The following is a 17,789-nucleotide window of genomic DNA, read 5'->3' as shown; positions in this document are numbered from 1 at the left end:
ATTTGCCTCAAATAAGTAAAAATTAAGTTCATAACAGATTGAAATTAATTAATATTTTTATAAATACGCTGTTTGCGGGCTGAAGGCAAATACCAAAGTGTGGCAATAAAACATAGAGCATAACCCAACATTTCACAGCCTTCTTCCACCATATTTTTAACCGTCCGGTTAAAATGTTCATCCATCAATCCCTGCCATAGCGCCCCCATGCCAAATAAACGGGAAAACACCAGTACACACAACAGGCCACAAACCATCATGGAATAACTTTGGTGACGTGTGAAATAGACGAGTCCAGAGAGAGTTTGCCACCCATTTTTGCAGGCATACCCAATACAGACTAAAGCGAGTGGAATGGCAAACCATGACCACGCACCATGAAAGAAGAGATTATCAAAATAGATATCTAATTCTCTAATCAGAAGACAACTGAAAAAACCAGCCATTAATACCAATGCAGGGCGCAGATTTACATTTTTCTTTACTTCATAAAACAGTAAAGCAGCAATAATCAGCAAAGTTAACTCCTGAAAAATCTCAGTCAGTGAGTCTTCCTGTACACCGTTTTTCAGGTAATTAACATCCAAAAAGAGTAAACCAGTGACTCCCGCTATCACTAATGCGTAAAAAATAAAAAAAAACCAGTTTTCTGATTAAATAGATAATATCCGATTGCATTATATCCTCGTTTATAATTAATAACGCGGGGCATAATACCACTTACACTAAAATCTGATGAACATCTGGTGCGCTGGTTTATTTTATAAGAGAAAAAAATAAATCATAGGTAACAGTTAGTAACCTGAAACCGCACATTTTGCGTATACGATAAAAAAGAAATTCTTAAAATGGCTCACATAATAATAACTAATTATTTATCAGTATATTTTTAGCAAAACCCCACCCATGTGGAAGGTAAACATGTTAGAAAATGTTATCAACGATATTGTAAGATGGTTAGAAAGCCAACTTCAACAAACTGAAGGTATCAAAATAGATGCTATAGCCCATAAAAGTGGTTATTCAAAATGGCACTTACAACGAATTTTTAAGGAGTTGAAAGGCTGTACATTAGGTCAATATGTGCGTCTCCGTCGCCTCCATGAAGCAGCCAGATCTTTGCGTGAAGGTAATTTGCCCATTCTTGACATTGCTCTTCAATACGGCTTTAGCTCCCAAGCTACATTTACCCGAATATTTAAAAAACATTTTAATACTACGCCCGCTAAATTCCGGGAAAATGGACATCTGCCTGAGTTCAAAACATTTTTGTATTGTGAGGAATATATCCCGAAGTATAAATACTGCGAAGAATAAGTACGAAATAAAAAATAGTCTGCCTATACTTCAAAATTATATTGGTATTAAGTATTACCCTTTATGGTCAGTTTCCTTGTCGTTGGCCATTTTTTACATTTTATCGAACGTTATTCAATTACTTCAGTTCATTAACCAACCAGTGGTATAATTGCTGCAATTCGCTGTCCAGAGGGGAATATTGCTCACTAATTTGCAGGATCACTTGCCCAACCGCTTTTGGTTGATACAGTACTCCAATCAATTTTTCAGACAATAATTCAAGCGGAGCGGGTTCCAAACTGTCAGTGAACACTTGACAACGGCTAATCACACCATGTTCAACATCAACATGTAATTCAATTCCTCCCCAACGGAATCGAGTATCCAATACATGGCTAAATGCAGGAGCCTGACCAAAATTCCATTCCCAACTACTTTGTTTAGCAAAAATATCACTAAAACCGGGTAAATCAGGCAAAACCTGAGGGGAAATCACTTCCGTTTTGACTGTCTCACCGAAATATGCAAAAAATGCATCAATAATCCCCTGACAAACTCTTTCATGCGTGATATCAGGCAATAACTCAGCCAAATTCATAACCCTGGAACGAACTGAAGTGATACCCTTCGTCTGTAACTTTTTAGGATCCGGATTAAGATAATCAGCAAGCCGATTTAGGTCTGTATTAATCAACAACGTTCCGTGATGAAAACCTCTGTCTTTTGTTTCCTTATATGCGGAGCCAGAAATTTTACGTTCCCCTTCCGGGGAAGATAGAACCAAATCATTGCGACCAGAAGCGGTTGCATGAATTCCTGCTTTTTTCAAACCTTCCAGGATGATTTGTGTGGAAACCATTTTGTTATATTCTGGTTTACCTGCCATAAAAGTAAAACAGGTATTACCCATATCATGAAAAACCGCGCCACCTCCACTGCTACGCCGAGCCAGTTTGATTCCATCTTGTTCCATTTTTCGAGTGTTACACTCTTTCCATGGATTCTGCGCCCGTCCCACCACAACAGTATCGGCATTACGCCATAAAAACAAAACGCGCTGATTTGGAGGCATTTGTCGAAAAATACATTCTTCAACAGCAAGGTTAAACCAGGGATCATGAGAATCTGAAAACAATAGACGTAATGAGGACATTTGTGACTCCAGCAAAAATAATAGTGCTTTAAGATATCATAAAGCACTGCCGGAACAACGAGATAGAAGTGATGTTAAATCCTACGAGCTTGCCAAAAAACACGACGCCAATACACATTATCAAGAGAAGAACGTATTACGCCTTTACTTGTGGATGCATGAATAAACGCATTGTTAGTATCGTAAATACCTACATGCAACCCACTTTTTCCACTGCCGGTTTTGAAAAAAACCAGATCACCAGGCATCAGATCATCTTGGCTTATCCGTGTGCCTATTTGGGTTTGTTCACTTGTTGTCCGGGGAAGCTGGATATTAAAACGATCAGAAAAAGTCCGGTACACAAAGCCAGAACAGTCAATACCATGCCTATCCATGCCACCATAGCGATACGGCGTATTCTGCCATTGCTCAAGTTGATCTTTTAACTGAGCAATGACCATTATCGGATCAGAGAGAGCGGTCTTCAGCGGAAACGAATTAGGCTTGGAAACAGGGTTGGTGCAACCAATAAGAAAAAAACTCAATAACAAGCATAAATGCCTTATTCTTATTACTATCCGATTTCCCTCAATCATCATTTTTCCTCAATCACCACATAGAAACGACAAACTTTAACTATTTTGTTTCCAGTCTACTGATTAACCAAACGCCCAATAAGATGAAAAAAACGCCCAACGTTTTTAACAGTGAGATAGTTTCACTAAACCAAGGTAATAAAGCCACCATTAAATAAACAAAGGCATAACTCAAGCTAATAATAGGGTACGCTTTATTCAATGGCAGATATTTCAATGTGAAAAACCAACATAACATGGATATTATATATCCCGCCAATCCTGCCACAATCATCAGCAAAGAATTGTGATTTGCCCAAAGCCAGTTGATATCCAGCCAATGCATTGATAACGAAAGTTCCGGCAGATGAGCAACTCCCCACTTCAATAACAATTGTGCTACAGTGATCAACAAGACACTCGCCATCCCCCAAAGATAACCTTTCATTGACTCAAGCTCATCAATAAGATCCCGAACATAATGGCAAAAACCCCCATCCAGTGCTTTAACCCCACCTTTTCCTGATACAAAAATTGCCCAATCAAAGTCACTATGACAAAATTTATACTAAGCATAGGGTAAGCAATGCTCAGTGGAAAAAATTGCAATAATCGTAACCAAAATATCATTCCTATACTCAACAGAAGAATAGCACTGGATAGCCATATCACCATCAATACCACTTTATGCGGGGTATCTTTTTTCTGCCAACAAATAACTGCCTGCTTCTGGCATAATTGCCCCGCACAAGTAAGCAAGATAACCAAAATCAATAATATTATATTGCTGCTCATGGCTGTTTCTTATAAATCATAAGCACGAATCTATGATTACGACGCACAAAATCCGGTTCCGGTAATTCAGACAATTCACCTTCTGAGGGTAATAGAAAAACAATAGCGACTTGACCTTTTTTACGTGCTTTCGCTAGCCACGCAGGAAATTCTTGCTCCGTGATATATCGATATTGGCTATCAGGGTAAGCAAGGCCATATTCTAACTCCCCAGGACGATCAAACAGATAAATATCACTGCGTTTCAATTCCCACGCAATCGCTGCCCCCACTCCAACAGATTGAGACAAGATATATTTACTGTCAGCCAACTCTTTTTCGTTTTGCTGAATGAAATGCTGGGGAAGTTTCGAATTTATCGTCTTATCGGGCAAAGCACTACCTATAGATAAGTTGAGCATAATTGAACAAGTGGCAGCCCATAGCCAATATTTACCCTCGCGAATAAAACAAAAATAACCAATCCCACCCCAAACCCCAAAGGAAATAATTCCCACAATCCATTTTAGCCATTCGTCGGGTTGATAAAGTGGGGGATCTTTTAAGGTTTCCAGAATAAAAAGTACCAAAATGGCAAGCAATCCAATGAAGACATTCACCAATCCGTTTATTTTCAATACGTTCATGTTGCCATTTTTGACACAATCAACACCATACTTTGCCATCATCATTGCTAAGGGGCCGATAAAGGGTAAAACGTAAGTTGGCAGTTTTCCTTTTGCGATGCTGAAAAATACAAATGGAACAACAAACCAGCAAAACAAGAAAAACATTTCTGGGTGACTTTTTTTCTCTTTCCAGCTTTTGATTAAAGCACCTGGTAGTAATCCTAACCACGGGATCACGCCTAAGATCAATATGGGTAAATAATACCAAATAGGTGCAATATGCTGAGCTTTCTCAGAAGCAAAACGCTGTATATGCTCTACCCAAAAGAAATAATGCCAGTAATCCGGCTCACGCGTAGCAATTGCAATCACCCACGGTAGGCTGATCAAAATAGCAAAAATCACGGCAAGAGGCCCAAAACGAACCATTTCCCAAAAGCGTTTCTGGTATATCGTAATGGGTAGCATGGCAATCACGGGTAACGCCAATGCCAGAAATCCTTTTGTCATAAAAGCCATCCCACAGGTCAGCCCCAGAACAGACCATGCCAAAATTCGTTCTCGGATCGCCACCGCCTTAAGCGCCCAATAACAGCTCACGATCCCCGCTGTAATCCATAAAGAAAACATAGGATCAAGGACACTGTAGGTTCCAATGGAAAAAACAATAAACATGGAAATGTAGATCAGGCTGGAAACGAAAGCAGTCTGGCGGCATTGCCACATCATCATTGCTAAACGATAAAGAAGAAGTACGCTGATTAGGATACTAAGCACGGAACCAAAACGGACAGCAAAATTATTGTCACCAAAAATCCACTGGCTAATGTTGTTGATCCAATATCCTGCTACTGGTTTTTCAAAATAGCGAATGTCCAAGAAGTAAGGTACGATCCAATCCCCACGTTGCAGCATTTCCCGGCTAATTTCAGCATACCGAGTTTCATCCGGCTGCCATAATAAACGACTATCCAGAGGCAATAAGTAAGTAAGAACAAAAAAAAGAGCCATCAGAACGGCTCCTGCTTTACTCGTTCGGGTGTTCAACATCTGTGTTATACCTCTTGTTGGCAACCTAACCAGCCTTCACGACCAGGAAAATCCGAACGAACAATTTTCCCAACAGGGAGCGTATCCCTATTTTCTGGTAAAAAATGGCTTAATTTACAGAACTGAATATCTTGTTGATGAAGCATGTCCAGCAATGTCTCAAATTGTGAAGATTTCGCCATACCTTCGACTTCGGTATGGATCGTATAAACAGAAACCCCATGATCATTTTTAATCGCTTCAAGGATAAAGTGATTAAAATCTGCATCGCTGACTTGTGTTCCAACAACTTCATCATAGGTAGGTAATGTGACAGGAATTTGTACAGTTCCCACTTGTCCATCGGGCAAGAGTGGCCTGAATGGATGTGTTCCGCGGCAATCACTGTTGTAATCAAAACCAAAATGTTGTTTAACCGCCAGCACACGCTCATCAGCTCGCCAACCCGCAACGGCTGAGCATGTAACGGCTTTTCCTGTTGCCTTTTCCAAAGCATCAACACCTAACTTCACTTGTTCTGTTAATTCCTTCTCCGACCAACACCCTACTTTTGCCTGCCAACCTTGATGATCCCATGCATGTAAACCCACTTCATGGCCTGCATCCATTGTTTGCTTCATCAAATGCCCTAAATCTTTTGCGATTTTTTTTCCCGGCCAGGCTGTACCAGCCAATAAAATATCCAGGCCATAAAGAGACACCGCATTTGATCTCAGCATCTTCCAGAGAAACTTCGGACGCAACAGGCGCCATAAATGACGCCCCATATTGTCCGGACCAACACTGAAAAAAAAGCTGGCTTGAATATGGTGCTTGTGTAAAACTTCAAGCAACCGTGGTACACCTTCCTTAGTGCCTTGATAAGTGTCCACATCAATTCTCAAACCAACTTTTTTCATTACGTTATTCCCACTCTCTTCCTCGTTTTCCAATTAGCTTTTTAGTTTTTCCCTTTAGATTCTTCAACTGCTCCACGCAGAAAGAAATCCAATGTTTCATCAATGGTTTGCTTCATATCAATAGTGGGTTTCCAACCTAACAGACACTCTGCATTTTTAATACTGGGTTTACGGTGTGCAACATCCTGATAGCCTTGCCCATAATAACTGCTGCTTTCGATCTTCTTGAATCCAGCAAATGGGGGAAAGTGCCCTCGCAACTCATGTTGCTCAAAGCTATCTAATAACATTTCGGCCAGTTGGCGAATGCTCGCTTCATTTGTTGGATTACCGATGTTGATTATTTGGCTATCGCATAGCCCATCCCGGTTTTCGATGATCCTGAACAATGCTTCAATACCATCATGGATATCCGTAAAACAACGTTTTTGCTCTCCTCCATCCACCAGTTTAATTGGAGAACCTTCCACCAGGTTCAAAATCAATTGGGTAATGGCCCTTGAACTACCAATACGCGCTGAATTTAGGTTATCCAGCCTTGGCCCCATCCAGTTAAATGGACGAAATAAGGTAAATTTCAAGCCCTCTTGTGTACCATATGCCCAAATAACTCGATCAAGTAATTGTTTTGAAACTGAATAGATCCAACGCTGTTTATTAATAGGTCCAACAATCAGACGCGAAGTATCTTCATCAAATTCTTTATCATCACACATACCATAAACTTCGGATGTTGATGGGAAAATAATCCGTTTATTGTATTTAACACAATAACGAACAATTTTAAGGTTCTCTTCAAAATCCAGTTCAAAGACTCGCAAAGGATTACGGGTATATTCAATCGGAGTTGCAATTGCCACCAATGGCAGAATGACATCACATTTTTTGATGTGATATTCAATCCATTCAGTATGAATGCTGATATCACCTTCAATAAAGTGAAAGCGAGGATTACCAATAAATCGTTCAATCGCAGAAGAACCAATATCCATCCCGTAAATGTCATAATTGCCATCACTCAACAATCGTTCAGTCAGATGGTTACCAATGAATCCATTGACGCCCAAAATAAGAACACGCTTACGACGACTGACTTGGGCTGTTGCTTTAGGACCAACATGAACCCCTGCGACAATGCCCATCTCAAGAGCTAATCGATTACCTTGAACATAAAGCCCTGACTCCCCTTGGCCGCTAATAATTTCCAGCGCACCATCACCACAAGCAATCACAAATGGATCAGTCGAGAGTACGATTCCCGGGCGTTTTCCGTGGGACTGATTAAGTGGCCGTGAACGCCAAATCGTAATCTTACGTTCACCGAGAAAAGTAAATGCCCCTGGGTATGGTTCTGTCACTGCCCTAACTAAGTTATTAATCTCTTTGGCAGACTTATTCCATACTATTTCACCATCTTCAGCGGTGCGGCGGCCAAAATAAGTTGCCTGGCTTTCATCCTGTGGAATTGATGGATAATGACCTGATTTTATTTGAGGCAGAATGCGATCCAATAATTCAACTGTCGCTTCGCGTATTTTTCCATGTATTATCAGCGAAGTATCATTTTCATCAATCTGTACAACCTGTTGCGCGATAATATCTCCCGCATCCGGCTTCTCCAGCATTTTATGTAATGTTACACCGGTTTCGGTTTCTCCATGGAGTACTGCCCAGTTAACTGGAGCACGGCCACGATATTTCGGCAACAAGGAGCCATGAAGGTTAAATGAGCCTTTTTCAGCCAGTGACAGAATTTCTTGGCCAAGCATGTTGCGATAGTAAAAAGAGAAAATAACATCTGGTTTCATCTCACGAATGCGTTCAACCCAAAGCGGGTGATTCACATTTTCTGGCGCAAACACGGGTAAACCCAAATCAGCGCCGATACGTGCAACAGAAGAGAAAAAGTGATTTTCATTTGGATCATCAGTGTGAGTGAATACAGCCTGAACTTCAAAACCAGCTTTGACTAATGCATTAAGTCCGACACAACCAATATCGTGATAGGCAAAAATAACTGCTTTCATTAGCTTTCTTCCTGATTGTCGTTAGTCTTCTTAACTCCGACCACTTTTTGAATAAAATAGCGCGGGCGAGCACGAACATCGTTATATATTCGACCAATGTATTCACCCAATAGTCCCATGGCAACGAACTGTGCTCCAATGAACATGAAAAGAATAGCAAACAGGGTAAACACCCCTTCAGCAGCCCACATTGAGCCAAATATAAGGCGTAGAACAATCAATAACACCGCCAACAAGAAACCTGTTATGGCAATGATACTTCCCGCGACACTTAGTAACCGCAATGGTGCAGTTGTTAAGCACGTCAGAAGGTCATACATCAAATTGATCAGTTTCATAAAACTGTACTTAGAATCCCCAAACTCACGCTCTGCATGGGCTACGTCAATTTCTATTGTTCTGCGTGCAAAGGTATTGGCAAGGATGGGAATAAATGTACTGCGTTCATGACATTGAAGCATCGCGTGTATAATGTGACGTCGATAGGCGCGCAACATGCAACCATAATCCCCCATTGAACGCCCCGTCGCCTTGGTTATCATTGCATTGATTATTTTAGAAGCGATTTTACGGAACCAAGAATCCTGCCGATGGATACGACGTGTACCCACAACGTCATATCCCTCTTCCGCCGTTTTAACTAAACGAGGAATTTCTTCTGGCGGATTTTGCAAATCAGCATCAAGTGTAATAACCAGATCACCGTCAGCTTGATGGAAACCGGCCATAATTGCTGAATGTTGCCCGTAATTACGGTTAAGCAAAATCGCAATCACATGATTTTCTGGAGATTCAGCCGCCTGAGTTAAGATCTCGGCAGAACTATCATAGCTGCCATCATCGACCAAGATTAATTCGTATTTCTGTTTTAATTTTTGGCACGCTGTAAGAGTTCTTTCCAGTAACTGGGGTAAACTTTCTTCCTCGTTGTAAACAGGAATAACGACTGAAACTTTTTTGATCTTCTCAAATGTCACTTACTTATGCTCCGAAAGAATTTCAGTTATCACATTCACGACACGATCTACATCGTCATTGCTCATATCTGGAAAAAGAGGTAATGAACAAAGTGTTGACGAATTCCACTCAGATACAGGCAGGGAGAGTTGTGGATAACGCTCACGATAATATTTTTGTGTATGCGCGGCTCTGAAATGTAAACCCGTGCCAATATTTCTATTCTTTAGTCGAGCCATAAAAGTATCGCGGTCAATACCACAGATACTTTTGTCAACTCGTACCATGAAAAGATGATGGGAATGCAAATGCGCATATTCGGGAGCTCTCAGCATTTGCAACGGTGAATTAATAAGAGCAGCAGAATAGCGAGCCACCAATTGCCGACGACGTGCATTCATCGATGCCAGTTTGCCTAGTTGCACAACTGCCATCGCCGCATGAATATCCGATAGGTTGTATTTAAAACCCGGCTCAATTACTTCCGCTTGAGGTTTCCTGCCCTGAATTTGTCTATCAAAAGCATCCACCGCTAAGCCATGAAATTTTAAACAACGGATCCGTTGGGCAAGTTCATCATCATCTGTAACGAACATGCCACCTTCGGCGCAGGTCATGTTTTTAATCGCGTGAAAAGAAAAGATTGCAGTACCCTGCTCTCCGACCCATTCATTTTTATAACGGGTGCCGACAGCATGGGCTGCATCTTCAATCAGGGGAATTTTAGCTTTTTGAGCTATAGCGCGCAGAGCGTCAAGGTCACAAGGCGCTCCTGCATAATGGACGGGAATAATTGCTTTGGTTTTGGGAGTGATCGCTTTTTTGATTGTTTCTGCGCTGACCATCAATGTATCACGGTCAACATCCACCATGACAGGCTCAGCACCCAACAAACAAATCATATTGATAGTAGAAACCCAAGTTTGGGAAGGAGTAATGACTTCATCACCTGGGCCTATGCCTAGAGCCAACAAAGCCAAATGCATTCCCGCAGTCGCGGAACATAGAGCAATAGCATGTTTGCATCCAAACATGAGAGAAAAATCTTGCTCTAACTGATGGTTTTGTGGCCCTGTAGTAATCCAACCTGAGTGTAAAACTTTCTCTATCGCTTCTATCTCTTCGCTGCCAATTGCAGGACGAGAAAATGGCAAAAAACTATCCATAACCGCCTTGTGCCTTGTCTATCCCAAATTGTTTTATAATTAATCGATTCTAGATGATGATTTTTTAACGAAACATCAACGAAAAACAAATTGTGGTCAACCAAGCACCAAAAACAGATAGCAAACAATGATTATGGTGGACTTCACTTACAGGAATTACACGTGGCTGACCCTCCATAATTTATAGCTGGCATTTCTGATATGTCCAATATTTACCTCAAAAATTTCTGATAAATTTCGTTCTGTCATTACATTCTGTGGTATGCCTGATGCTAACAATTTTCCATGCGAGAGCAGCCATACTTCTGTCGCTTGTTCATATGTGTGATTAAGATCATGGCTACTCAATAATACCGTTCCCCCCAATGCACAAAATCTTTTTGTTAACTTATCTAAAATGGCTTGTTGAGTGATATCAAGATTATTTGTCGGCTCATCAAGTAAGAGTAAACTCCCATCAGGATTCAGATCCGGCCATATCTGAAAAAACGTGCCCGCCAATCTGACACGCTGCCACTCCCCGCCGGAAAGTTGACCAATCGATGAAGAAAGCAATGGCAGGAGTTTCATTTGCTGGCAAAGTTCATACAACACATGTTCACTTTGTGCCAGGGGTGCACATTCAGGGCGGAACATATCTAAATACTGAAAAACCGGCATGATAGGAACAGAAGAAGATTGAGAGAACCAGGCCCGGTGCTTTGCCAACTCATGTTGGCGGTAATCCTGCAAGTTTCGGCCATGCAAACAAATAGTGCCGCTATAGGATAAAACTCCTGCGATCACTGAAAGTAGTGTGCTCTTTCCTGAGCCATTTAGTCCTACCAGATGAATTTGTTTTCCTGCTGCAACAGCCCCAGACAATGAACTCAATCTGTTGTTAACAGTAACATTATCCAGCTCCAAAATCGGCTGACCGATCATGTTGTTCCCCTCATCTCCTTATCTTGCATTAACAGGCATATAAAAATGGGGGAGCCTAAAGTTACGGTGACAACGCCTATCGGCACTTCTGCGTGAGATAATGACAGACGGGAAACTAAATCTGCCAGCAGTAAACCACTGCCTCCCGCCAATGCACTGGCCGGAAGTAATGCCTTATGATCAGTCAAACCAATCAATCTCAAGATATGGGGAATAACCAAACCGATAAAACTGATTGCTCCCGCAAGGGCAACACTCAAACCAACTAATAACCCGATTACCGATACAAATACATTACGCCATTTATGGTGAGACACACCCAGTTGCCGAGCCTGTAACTCCCCAAGAGAAAGGTAATTCAAAATGTTACCTTTGCTGCTTAACCATAAGATGGCGGGAAGCAATGCAACAATCAGCCATTTTTGACGCCAATCAACGCCACTGAAACTTCCCATCATCCAATACATCAATTGCCGGAGATCTAAACTGGTACTGAAATAGACCATCCATGTCATCAAGGCGCCAAAGATCACCCCGAAAGCAACGCCAATCAATAACAGGCGGGTATTGGTCACTTGATGTTTTCTGGAAAACCCCAGCAAAATAGCGGTCATGAAAAATGCCCCAAATACCGCTCCAATACTTAATAACCACAATGGCGCAATGCCATGAAAGATAAGTATTAAACATACCACTACAACACCAGCACCATTACTGATCCCAAGTAATCCAGGCTCCGCCAACGGGTTTTCGAACAGAGCCTGCATAATTGCTCCTGACAGGGCTAAGCTCGCACCAACCACCATAACGGCAATCGCCCTGGGCAATCTCAACTGCCAAATAAACAACTGGGCAGGCTCCGATAACCATTGATCAGGCCAAAACCAGATTTCACCGGCACATAATGACAAAATAAACAGAATAACGAATAAAACAGACAAAGCCGCCATCACTCGATGGTTACGTTTTCTCTGATAGGTAATCAACTCATAAACAGAACGCATGTGTGAGGCCATTTAGAAAATAAGCGCTCTTTCCATTGAGTGCAATGGAAAGAGAAGATAAGAAAAAGACCGCAAGATGCGGCCTTTTTATGTATTTATTCTTTGGGTAACGCTTTTTCCACTCTGTTTTTCAATTTTTGACCAGGGCGAAAAGTGACAACACGGCGAGCCGTAATCGGAATATCTTCACCTGTTTTTGGATTACGGCCTGGACGTTGATTTTTATCTCGCAAATCAAAGTTGCCAAATCCAGATAATTTCACTTGCTCCCCATTCTCCAAAGAACGACGAACTTCTTCAAAGAACATTTCTACCAGATCTTTAGCGTCACGCTTGCTAATATCCAGTTTCTCAAACAGATTTTCTGACATTTCAGCTTTAGTAAGCGCCATAAGTTCAGTCCCTCAAGGATGCTTGGAATCGCTGTTCTAGTGCAGCAACGCATTTGTTGACGGTCGCAGCAATTTCTTCTTCTTCCAGTGTACGCATGGTATCCTGCAAGATTAAGCTAATAGCAAGGCTCTTGTAGCCTTCCGCGACACCTTTACCACAATACACGTCAAATAAGTTTATGCCAACTATATGATTTACGCCAACTTTCTTACATTCAGCCAGAACATCTTCTGCGGCTACGTTTGCAGGCACAACGATGGCGATATCGCGGCGGTTAGATGGGAAGCGAGAAACTTCCTTCATCTCAGGGATCGCGCGGTCTACCAGACCAGTCCATAATAACTCGAATACCACGGTACGGCCGTTTAAGTCAAGTTTACGCTCCAGTTCTGGATGAACAACACCGATATAACCAATGTAATTATTTTCCAGATAAATCCCAGCGCTTTGTCCAGGATGTAAAGCAGGATGTTCTTCTGCTTTAAAGGAAATGTTAGACAGTTTACCTGTCAGTTCTAAAACAGATTCTAAATCACCCTTCAAATCAAAGAAATCAACTGCTTGTTTTTCAATCGACCAATGCTCTTCGAAACGGTTTCCTGCAATAACGCCACCAAGCATTAATTCCTGACGAATTCCATGCTCCGCATTTTCATCCGGCACAAAACGCAACCCTGTTTCGAATAAACGGACACGGTTTTGCTGACGGTTCTGGTTATAGGCGACAGTAGTCAATAATCCTGTCAACAAGGACAAACGCATTGCAGACATATCCGCCGAAATTGGATTAGGCAAAATTAACGCTTCTTCCTGCGGGTGAAGATATTTCTGAACCTTAGGATCAACGAAGCTGTAAGTAATCGCTTCTTGATAACCTCTGTCCACCAACATGGTTTTAACCCGTTTCAGTGGCAAATCAGCTTCACGATGTGAAGTCATAATCAGATCTGCACGCACAGGTACGTCAGGGATGTTGTTATAACCGTAAATACGGGCGACCTCTTCAACAAGATCTTCCTCGATTTGCATATCAAAACGCCAGCTAGGCGCAACAGCTTGCCAGCTATCATTCTGGACAGTGACCTGACAACCTAAACGCATCAGGATATCTGTTACTTGTTCATCAGCAATATGATGACCAATCAAGCGATCCAGTTTATTGCGATTAAGCGTAATCGTTGCTGGTTTTGGTAAGTGAGATTCGCTGGTAACATCAACGAGTTCGCCTGCTTCTCCCCCACAAATGTCGATCAACAATTGAGTGGCATATTCCATCGCTTTATGCTGAAGATGTGGATCAACACCACGTTCAAAACGGTGAGAAGCATCGGTGTGCAAACCATAACGGCGAGCACGACCAGTAATTGCCAGTGGTGCAAAGAATGCACATTCTAGCATGATATGCTGCGTTTCTGCATTAACACCAGAATATTCCCCGCCGAAAATCCCTGCCATGGCAACCGGTTGTTTTTCATCAGAAATAATGAGTGTTTCAGCAGAAAGTTCGGCTTCATTACCATCTAGCAGAGTGAGTTTTTCACCTTGCTCAGCCAAACGAACAATAATTGAACCATTCAAACGTTCCAAATCGAATGCGTGTAATGGTTGACCCAATTCGAGCAAAACATAGTTGGTAATATCAACAACCGGATCAATGGAACGAACACCACCACGACGCAGTTTTTCGCGCATCCACAATGGGGTGATTGCCTTGACGTTCACATTCTTGATCACACGCCCCAAATAGCGCGGACAAGCTTCAGGAGCATCAACACGAATAGGGAATGTTGCATCTGTAGTTGGTTTAACCGCTTCGATTTTCGGCTCTGTCATGGACAATTTATTGATAACCGCAACGTCACGGGCAACCCCCATGATGCTCAGGCAATCAGCACGGTTTGGTGTAATACTGATTTCAATCGCATTATCGTCCAATTTCATGTAATCACGCAGATCAACACCAATCGGAGCATCTGCTGGCAGTTCAATAATGCCATCCTGATCGTCAGCAATACCTAGTTCAGCAAATGAACACAGCATGCCTTCTGACGGCTCACCACGCAATTTCGCTGGCTTAATTTTGAAATCACCTGGCAGCACAGCACCGACTGTAGCAACAGCGACACGTAGCCCTTGACGGCAATTAGGTGCACCACAGACAATATCCAACAGGCGTTCGCCGCCGACATTAACTTTTGTGACACGTAACTTATCTGCATTTGGATGCTGTCCACATTCAACAACTTCACCAACAAATACACCGTGGAATTGACCTGCCACTTTTTCGACACCATCAACTTCCAAACCAGCCATGGTGATTTGATCAGACAATGCTTCACTATTAATGGCTGGGTTTGCCCACTCGCGTAACCAGAGTTCACTGAATTTCATGAGATATACCCGCCTTATTTAAATTGTTTGAGGAAACGTAAATCATTTTCGAAGAATGCACGCAAATCTGTAACACCATAACGCAGCATGGTCAGACGCTCCATTCCCATGCCAAAAGCAAAACCAGAATAGATTTCAGGATCAATACCAACATTGCGTAACACGTTAGGATGCACCATACCGCAACCCAAAACTTCTAACCATTTCCCATTTTTGCCCATCACATCAACTTCTGCGGAAGGTTCTGTAAATGGAAAATAAGAAGGACGGAAACGTATCTGCATATCTTCTTCAAAGAAGTTATTCAAAAAGTCATGCAGTGTACCTTTCAGGTTGGTAAAGCTGATATTTTTATCAACGATCAGCCCTTCTACCTGATGGAACATTGGGGTATGTGTCTGATCGTAATCATTACGGTATACACGTCCTGGCGCAATAATACGGATTGGGGGCTGACGCTCTTTCATAGTACGGATCTGTACCCCAGAAGTCTGGGTACGCAGCAAACGCGTCGCATCAAACCAGAAAGTATCGTGATCAGCACGCGCAGGATGGTGTGCAGGAATGTTCAGAGCATCAAAGTTATGATAGTCATCTTCGATTTCCGGACCTGATTCAACAGAAAAGCCCAACTCACCAAAGAAAGTTTCAATACGTTCAATCGTGCGGGTAACAGGGTGCCAGCCACCATTTTCCATACGACGACCAGGCAATGAAACATCAATTTTTTCTGCTGACAAACGCGCATTCAGAATGTCAGCTTCCAGCTTTGCCTTACGCGCATTCAAAGCTTCTTGAACTTCTTGTTTCGCCTGATTAATAACAGCCCCTGCCGCTGGACGTTCCTCGGCTGGTAAGTCACGCAGCGATGACATCTGGAGGGTTAAATGGCCTTTTTTTCCCAGGTATTCAACTCGCACCAAATCCAACGCGGCAACATCCTGGGCTTCTTCCACGGCTGTTTTTGCCTTTGCAACCAGCTCAGTAAGATGTGACATCGTTTTCCTCTTCCTTTGGCCTGATGGCCCTTTAGTTGTTATCGACTATGTCCTCATGATATCGACTAATGAGGCCATAAAAATAAAAAAGCCTCCACACTGGAGGCTCAAGCGCTATTTTTCGTTTCTTTTCTTACGCGCGAAGCCCCCTGATCTCAGGTGCTAAAGTAAAAAAAGAAACGAAAAAAGGCTAACTTTATCATTTGCGTTCTTTCTCCTGTACCCTTCTTGCATTCACCAATCGCAATCTGAATCACAATACTATCTGATCGCAGATATTATCTAATCTTTTGGAAAAAAGTAAAAGAGGGAGCAAGCTCCCTCTTTTAACCTGACTTATGCCAGAGCGCCCTTCGCTTTTTCAACCAGAGCAGCGAATGCTACTTTGTCGAATACAGCGATGTCAGCCAGGATCTTACGGTCGATTTCAATCGAAGCCTTTTTCAAGCCATTGATGAAACGGCTGTAAGACATGCCGTTCTGACGTGCAGCAGCGTTGATACGTGCAATCCACAATTGACGGAATTGACGTTTACGCTGACGGCGGTCACGGTAAGCGTACTGACCAGCTTTGATAACAGCCTGGAAAGCAACACGGTAAACGCGCGAACGAGCACCGTAGTAACCTTTCGCTTGTTTCAGAATTTTTTTGTGACGTGCACGGGCAATAACACCACGTTTTACGCGAGCCATATACTTCTCCTATCGTCTCTGAGTTCTAATCTAAAAAATTGCTTATGCGTATGGCAGACAAGCAACAACCAGGCCCAGATCACCTTTGGAGACCATGCCTTTTGGACGTAAATGACGTTTACGCTTAGTTGATTTTTTAGTCAGAATGTGACGAAGGTTAGCGTGCTTACGCTTGAAACCGCCGCTTGCGGTTTTTTTGAAGCGTTTAGCTGCGCCGCGTACTGTTTTAATCTTTGGCATTTTAATTTCCACTTCGCATTGTTAATTACAACGAACTAGTAAGGCGAATAGACTCCAGCCAGAATTCACTGGAGTCCATTACTTGTTTGCCTGACTATTTCTTCTTAGGAGCGAGCACCATGATCATCTGGCGGCCTTCAACCTTCGTTGGGAAAGATTCGACCACTGCCAGTTCACTCAGATCGTCACGGATACGGTTAAGCATCTCAATACCAATCTGCTGGTGTGCCATTTCACGCCCACGGAAACGCAGGGTGATTTTGGCTTTATCGCCATCTTCCAGAAAACGAATCAGGTTGCGTAGTTTGACCTGATAGTCGCCTTCATCTGTACCAGGACGGAATTTAATTTCCTTAACCTGAATAACCTTTTGCTTCTTTTTCTGTTCTTTGACTGACTTACTCTTTTCATAGAGGAACTTGCCGTAATCCATAATACGACAAACCGGCGGTTCGGCATTTGGGCTGATTTCAACTAAATCAACACCAGCTTCCTCAGCTTTTTCGAGAGCTTCTCTCAGACTGACAATACCAATCTGTTCGCCATCTAATCCAGTTAAACGAACTTCAGAGGCGCGAATCTCTTCATTAATGCGATTTGGACGCGCCGGTTGAATTCTTTTTCCGCCTTTAATA

Annotated in this window: 20 protein-coding genes and 1 other annotated feature; of the genes, 1 reads left to right on the top strand and 19 read right to left on the bottom strand. The window is 42.4% G+C overall.

The window, feature by feature from the left end:
- Positions 1 to 44: 44 nt before the first annotated feature.
- Positions 45 to 587: a hypothetical protein gene (locus tag BDE27_RS12625; RefSeq protein ID WP_339352838.1), complete on the bottom strand. Its 543-nt coding sequence runs from the start codon at positions 585 to 587 to the stop codon at positions 45 to 47.
- A 334-nt stretch (positions 588 to 921) separates the two neighbouring features.
- On the opposite strand from BDE27_RS12625, the gene BDE27_RS12620 reads away from it, so the two are divergent.
- On the top strand, positions 922 to 1,317 hold the full coding sequence (locus tag BDE27_RS12620; RefSeq protein ID WP_099132841.1) for a helix-turn-helix domain-containing protein: 396 nt from the start codon (positions 922 to 924) through the stop codon (positions 1,315 to 1,317).
- A gap of 118 nt (positions 1,318 to 1,435) precedes the next feature.
- On the opposite strand, the gene lplA is transcribed toward BDE27_RS12620, so the two are convergent.
- The 18 genes from lplA to infC all read right to left on the bottom strand — a co-directional run bounded on the left by lplA (position 1,436) and on the right by infC (position 17,788).
- On the bottom strand, positions 1,436 to 2,452 hold the full coding sequence (gene lplA / locus BDE27_RS12615) for a lipoate--protein ligase (protein WP_099132840.1): 1,017 nt from the start codon (positions 2,450 to 2,452) through the stop codon (positions 1,436 to 1,438).
- Positions 2,453 to 2,526: 74 nt separating this feature from the next.
- Positions 2,527 to 3,030: a C40 family peptidase gene (locus BDE27_RS12610; RefSeq protein WP_370588255.1), complete on the bottom strand. Its 504-nt coding sequence runs from the start codon at positions 3,028 to 3,030 to the stop codon at positions 2,527 to 2,529.
- Between the two features lie 40 nt (positions 3,031 to 3,070).
- Positions 3,071 to 3,457, bottom strand: coding sequence for a 4-amino-4-deoxy-L-arabinose-phosphoundecaprenol flippase subunit ArnF (gene arnF, locus BDE27_RS12605; protein ID WP_099132839.1), 387 nt, complete (start codon positions 3,455 to 3,457; stop codon positions 3,071 to 3,073).
- Positions 3,454 to 3,804, bottom strand: coding sequence for a 4-amino-4-deoxy-L-arabinose-phosphoundecaprenol flippase subunit ArnE (gene arnE, locus BDE27_RS12600; RefSeq protein WP_099132838.1), 351 nt, complete (start codon positions 3,802 to 3,804; stop codon positions 3,454 to 3,456). The genes arnF and arnE overlap by 4 nt, the downstream gene beginning before the upstream one ends.
- Positions 3,801 to 5,462 carry a lipid IV(A) 4-amino-4-deoxy-L-arabinosyltransferase gene (gene arnT, locus BDE27_RS12595; protein ID WP_099132837.1) on the bottom strand — a complete coding sequence of 554 codons (1,662 nt, stop codon included), beginning with the start codon at positions 5,460 to 5,462 and terminating at the stop codon, positions 3,801 to 3,803. The genes arnE and arnT overlap by 4 nt, the downstream gene beginning before the upstream one ends.
- A gap of 5 nt (positions 5,463 to 5,467) precedes the next feature.
- On the bottom strand, positions 5,468 to 6,361 hold the full coding sequence (arnD, locus tag BDE27_RS12590) for a 4-deoxy-4-formamido-L-arabinose-phosphoundecaprenol deformylase (RefSeq protein ID WP_099132836.1): 894 nt from the start codon (positions 6,359 to 6,361) through the stop codon (positions 5,468 to 5,470).
- Between the two features lie 41 nt (positions 6,362 to 6,402).
- A complete protein-coding gene (gene arnA / locus BDE27_RS12585; protein ID WP_099132835.1) occupies positions 6,403 to 8,388 on the bottom strand; it encodes a bifunctional UDP-4-amino-4-deoxy-L-arabinose formyltransferase/UDP-glucuronic acid oxidase ArnA in 1,986 nt (661 codons plus the stop codon).
- Positions 8,388 to 9,365, bottom strand: coding sequence for an undecaprenyl-phosphate 4-deoxy-4-formamido-L-arabinose transferase (gene arnC / locus BDE27_RS12580; RefSeq protein WP_099132834.1), 978 nt, complete (start codon positions 9,363 to 9,365; stop codon positions 8,388 to 8,390). The genes arnA and arnC overlap by 1 nt, the downstream gene beginning before the upstream one ends.
- Complete coding sequence (gene arnB, locus BDE27_RS12575) at positions 9,366 to 10,511, bottom strand: UDP-4-amino-4-deoxy-L-arabinose aminotransferase (RefSeq protein ID WP_099132833.1); 1,146 nt, start codon at positions 10,509 to 10,511, stop codon at positions 9,366 to 9,368. It abuts the gene before it with no gap.
- Positions 10,512 to 10,667: 156 nt separating this feature from the next.
- A complete protein-coding gene (gene btuD, locus BDE27_RS12570; protein WP_099132832.1) occupies positions 10,668 to 11,435 on the bottom strand; it encodes a vitamin B12 ABC transporter ATP-binding protein BtuD in 768 nt (255 codons plus the stop codon).
- Positions 11,432 to 12,439 carry a vitamin B12 ABC transporter permease BtuC gene (gene btuC, locus BDE27_RS12565; RefSeq protein WP_099132887.1) on the bottom strand — a complete coding sequence of 336 codons (1,008 nt, stop codon included), beginning with the start codon at positions 12,437 to 12,439 and terminating at the stop codon, positions 11,432 to 11,434. The genes btuD and btuC overlap by 4 nt, the downstream gene beginning before the upstream one ends.
- Positions 12,440 to 12,534: 95 nt before the next feature.
- Positions 12,535 to 12,831 (bottom strand): integration host factor subunit alpha, encoded by a 297-nt coding sequence (ihfA, locus tag BDE27_RS12560; RefSeq protein ID WP_099132831.1) that lies wholly within the window; start codon positions 12,829 to 12,831, stop codon positions 12,535 to 12,537.
- A gap of 4 nt (positions 12,832 to 12,835) precedes the next feature.
- Complete coding sequence (pheT, locus tag BDE27_RS12555) at positions 12,836 to 15,223, bottom strand: phenylalanine--tRNA ligase subunit beta (protein ID WP_099132830.1); 2,388 nt, start codon at positions 15,221 to 15,223, stop codon at positions 12,836 to 12,838.
- 14 nt (positions 15,224 to 15,237) lie between these two features.
- The gene (gene pheS, locus BDE27_RS12550; RefSeq protein ID WP_099132829.1) at positions 15,238 to 16,221 is read right to left on the bottom strand and encodes a phenylalanine--tRNA ligase subunit alpha; all 984 of its coding nucleotides are present in this window, start codon (positions 16,219 to 16,221) and stop codon (positions 15,238 to 15,240) included.
- A gap of 81 nt (positions 16,222 to 16,302) precedes the next feature.
- Positions 16,303 to 16,427: a sequence feature (Phe leader region), on the bottom strand.
- Entirely contained in the window at positions 16,377 to 16,424 is a 48-nt protein-coding gene (gene pheM, locus BDE27_RS20495; RefSeq protein ID WP_152669842.1) for a pheST operon leader peptide PheM, read from the bottom strand. Its footprint overlaps the feature before it by 48 nt.
- A 130-nt stretch (positions 16,428 to 16,557) precedes the next feature.
- On the bottom strand, positions 16,558 to 16,914 hold the full coding sequence (gene rplT, locus BDE27_RS12540) for a 50S ribosomal protein L20 (RefSeq protein WP_010847342.1): 357 nt from the start codon (positions 16,912 to 16,914) through the stop codon (positions 16,558 to 16,560).
- Positions 16,915 to 16,956: 42 nt separating this feature from the next.
- Positions 16,957 to 17,154, bottom strand: coding sequence for a 50S ribosomal protein L35 (gene rpmI, locus BDE27_RS12535; RefSeq protein ID WP_006118955.1), 198 nt, complete (start codon positions 17,152 to 17,154; stop codon positions 16,957 to 16,959).
- Positions 17,155 to 17,248: 94 nt separating this feature from the next.
- The gene (infC, locus tag BDE27_RS12530) at positions 17,249 to 17,788 is read right to left on the bottom strand and encodes a translation initiation factor IF-3 (RefSeq protein WP_074019479.1); all 540 of its coding nucleotides are present in this window, start codon (positions 17,786 to 17,788) and stop codon (positions 17,249 to 17,251) included.
- Between the last annotated feature and the right edge of the window lies 1 nt (position 17,789).

The organism is Xenorhabdus ehlersii (assembly GCF_003610465.1).
Lineage (GTDB): Bacteria > Pseudomonadota > Gammaproteobacteria > Enterobacterales > Enterobacteriaceae > Xenorhabdus > Xenorhabdus ehlersii.
The sequence above is the reverse complement of the archived record's forward strand: the minus strand, read 5'-3'. Positions and strand labels throughout refer to the sequence as shown.

What these genes read in the sequence shown, in the direction of transcription:
- pheT (WP_099132830.1), bottom strand. Translation starts at nt 15,223, where the DNA reads ATGAAATTCAGTGAACTCTGGTTACGCGAGTGGGCAAACCCAGCCATT.
- pheS (WP_099132829.1), bottom strand. Translation starts at nt 16,221, where the DNA reads ATGTCACATCTTACTGAGCTGGTTGCAAAGGCAAAAACAGCCGTGGAA.
- arnE (WP_099132838.1), bottom strand. Translation starts at nt 3,804, where the DNA reads ATGAGCAGCAATATAATATTATTGATTTTGGTTATCTTGCTTACTTGT.
- lplA (WP_099132840.1), bottom strand. Translation starts at nt 2,452, where the DNA reads ATGTCCTCATTACGTCTATTGTTTTCAGATTCTCATGATCCCTGGTTT.
- rplT (WP_010847342.1), bottom strand. Translation starts at nt 16,914, where the DNA reads ATGGCTCGCGTAAAACGTGGTGTTATTGCCCGTGCACGTCACAAAAAA.
- ihfA (WP_099132831.1), bottom strand. Translation starts at nt 12,831, where the DNA reads ATGGCGCTTACTAAAGCTGAAATGTCAGAAAATCTGTTTGAGAAACTG.
- arnA (WP_099132835.1), bottom strand. Translation starts at nt 8,388, where the DNA reads ATGAAAGCAGTTATTTTTGCCTATCACGATATTGGTTGTGTCGGACTT.
- arnT (WP_099132837.1), bottom strand. Translation starts at nt 5,462, where the DNA reads ATGTTGAACACCCGAACGAGTAAAGCAGGAGCCGTTCTGATGGCTCTT.
- btuC (WP_099132887.1), bottom strand. Translation starts at nt 12,439, where the DNA reads ATGCGTTCTGTTTATGAGTTGATTACCTATCAGAGAAAACGTAACCAT.
- arnF (WP_099132839.1), bottom strand. Translation starts at nt 3,457, where the DNA reads ATGAAAGGTTATCTTTGGGGGATGGCGAGTGTCTTGTTGATCACTGTA.
- arnD (WP_099132836.1), bottom strand. Translation starts at nt 6,361, where the DNA reads ATGAAAAAAGTTGGTTTGAGAATTGATGTGGACACTTATCAAGGCACT.
- arnB (WP_099132833.1), bottom strand. Translation starts at nt 10,511, where the DNA reads ATGGATAGTTTTTTGCCATTTTCTCGTCCTGCAATTGGCAGCGAAGAG.
- BDE27_RS12610 (WP_370588255.1), bottom strand. Translation starts at nt 3,030, where the DNA reads ATGATTGAGGGAAATCGGATAGTAATAAGAATAAGGCATTTATGCTTG.
- rpmI (WP_006118955.1), bottom strand. Translation starts at nt 17,154, where the DNA reads ATGCCAAAGATTAAAACAGTACGCGGCGCAGCTAAACGCTTCAAAAAA.
- btuD (WP_099132832.1), bottom strand. Translation starts at nt 11,435, where the DNA reads ATGATCGGTCAGCCGATTTTGGAGCTGGATAATGTTACTGTTAACAAC.
- BDE27_RS12620 (WP_099132841.1), top strand. Translation starts at nt 922, where the DNA reads ATGTTAGAAAATGTTATCAACGATATTGTAAGATGGTTAGAAAGCCAA.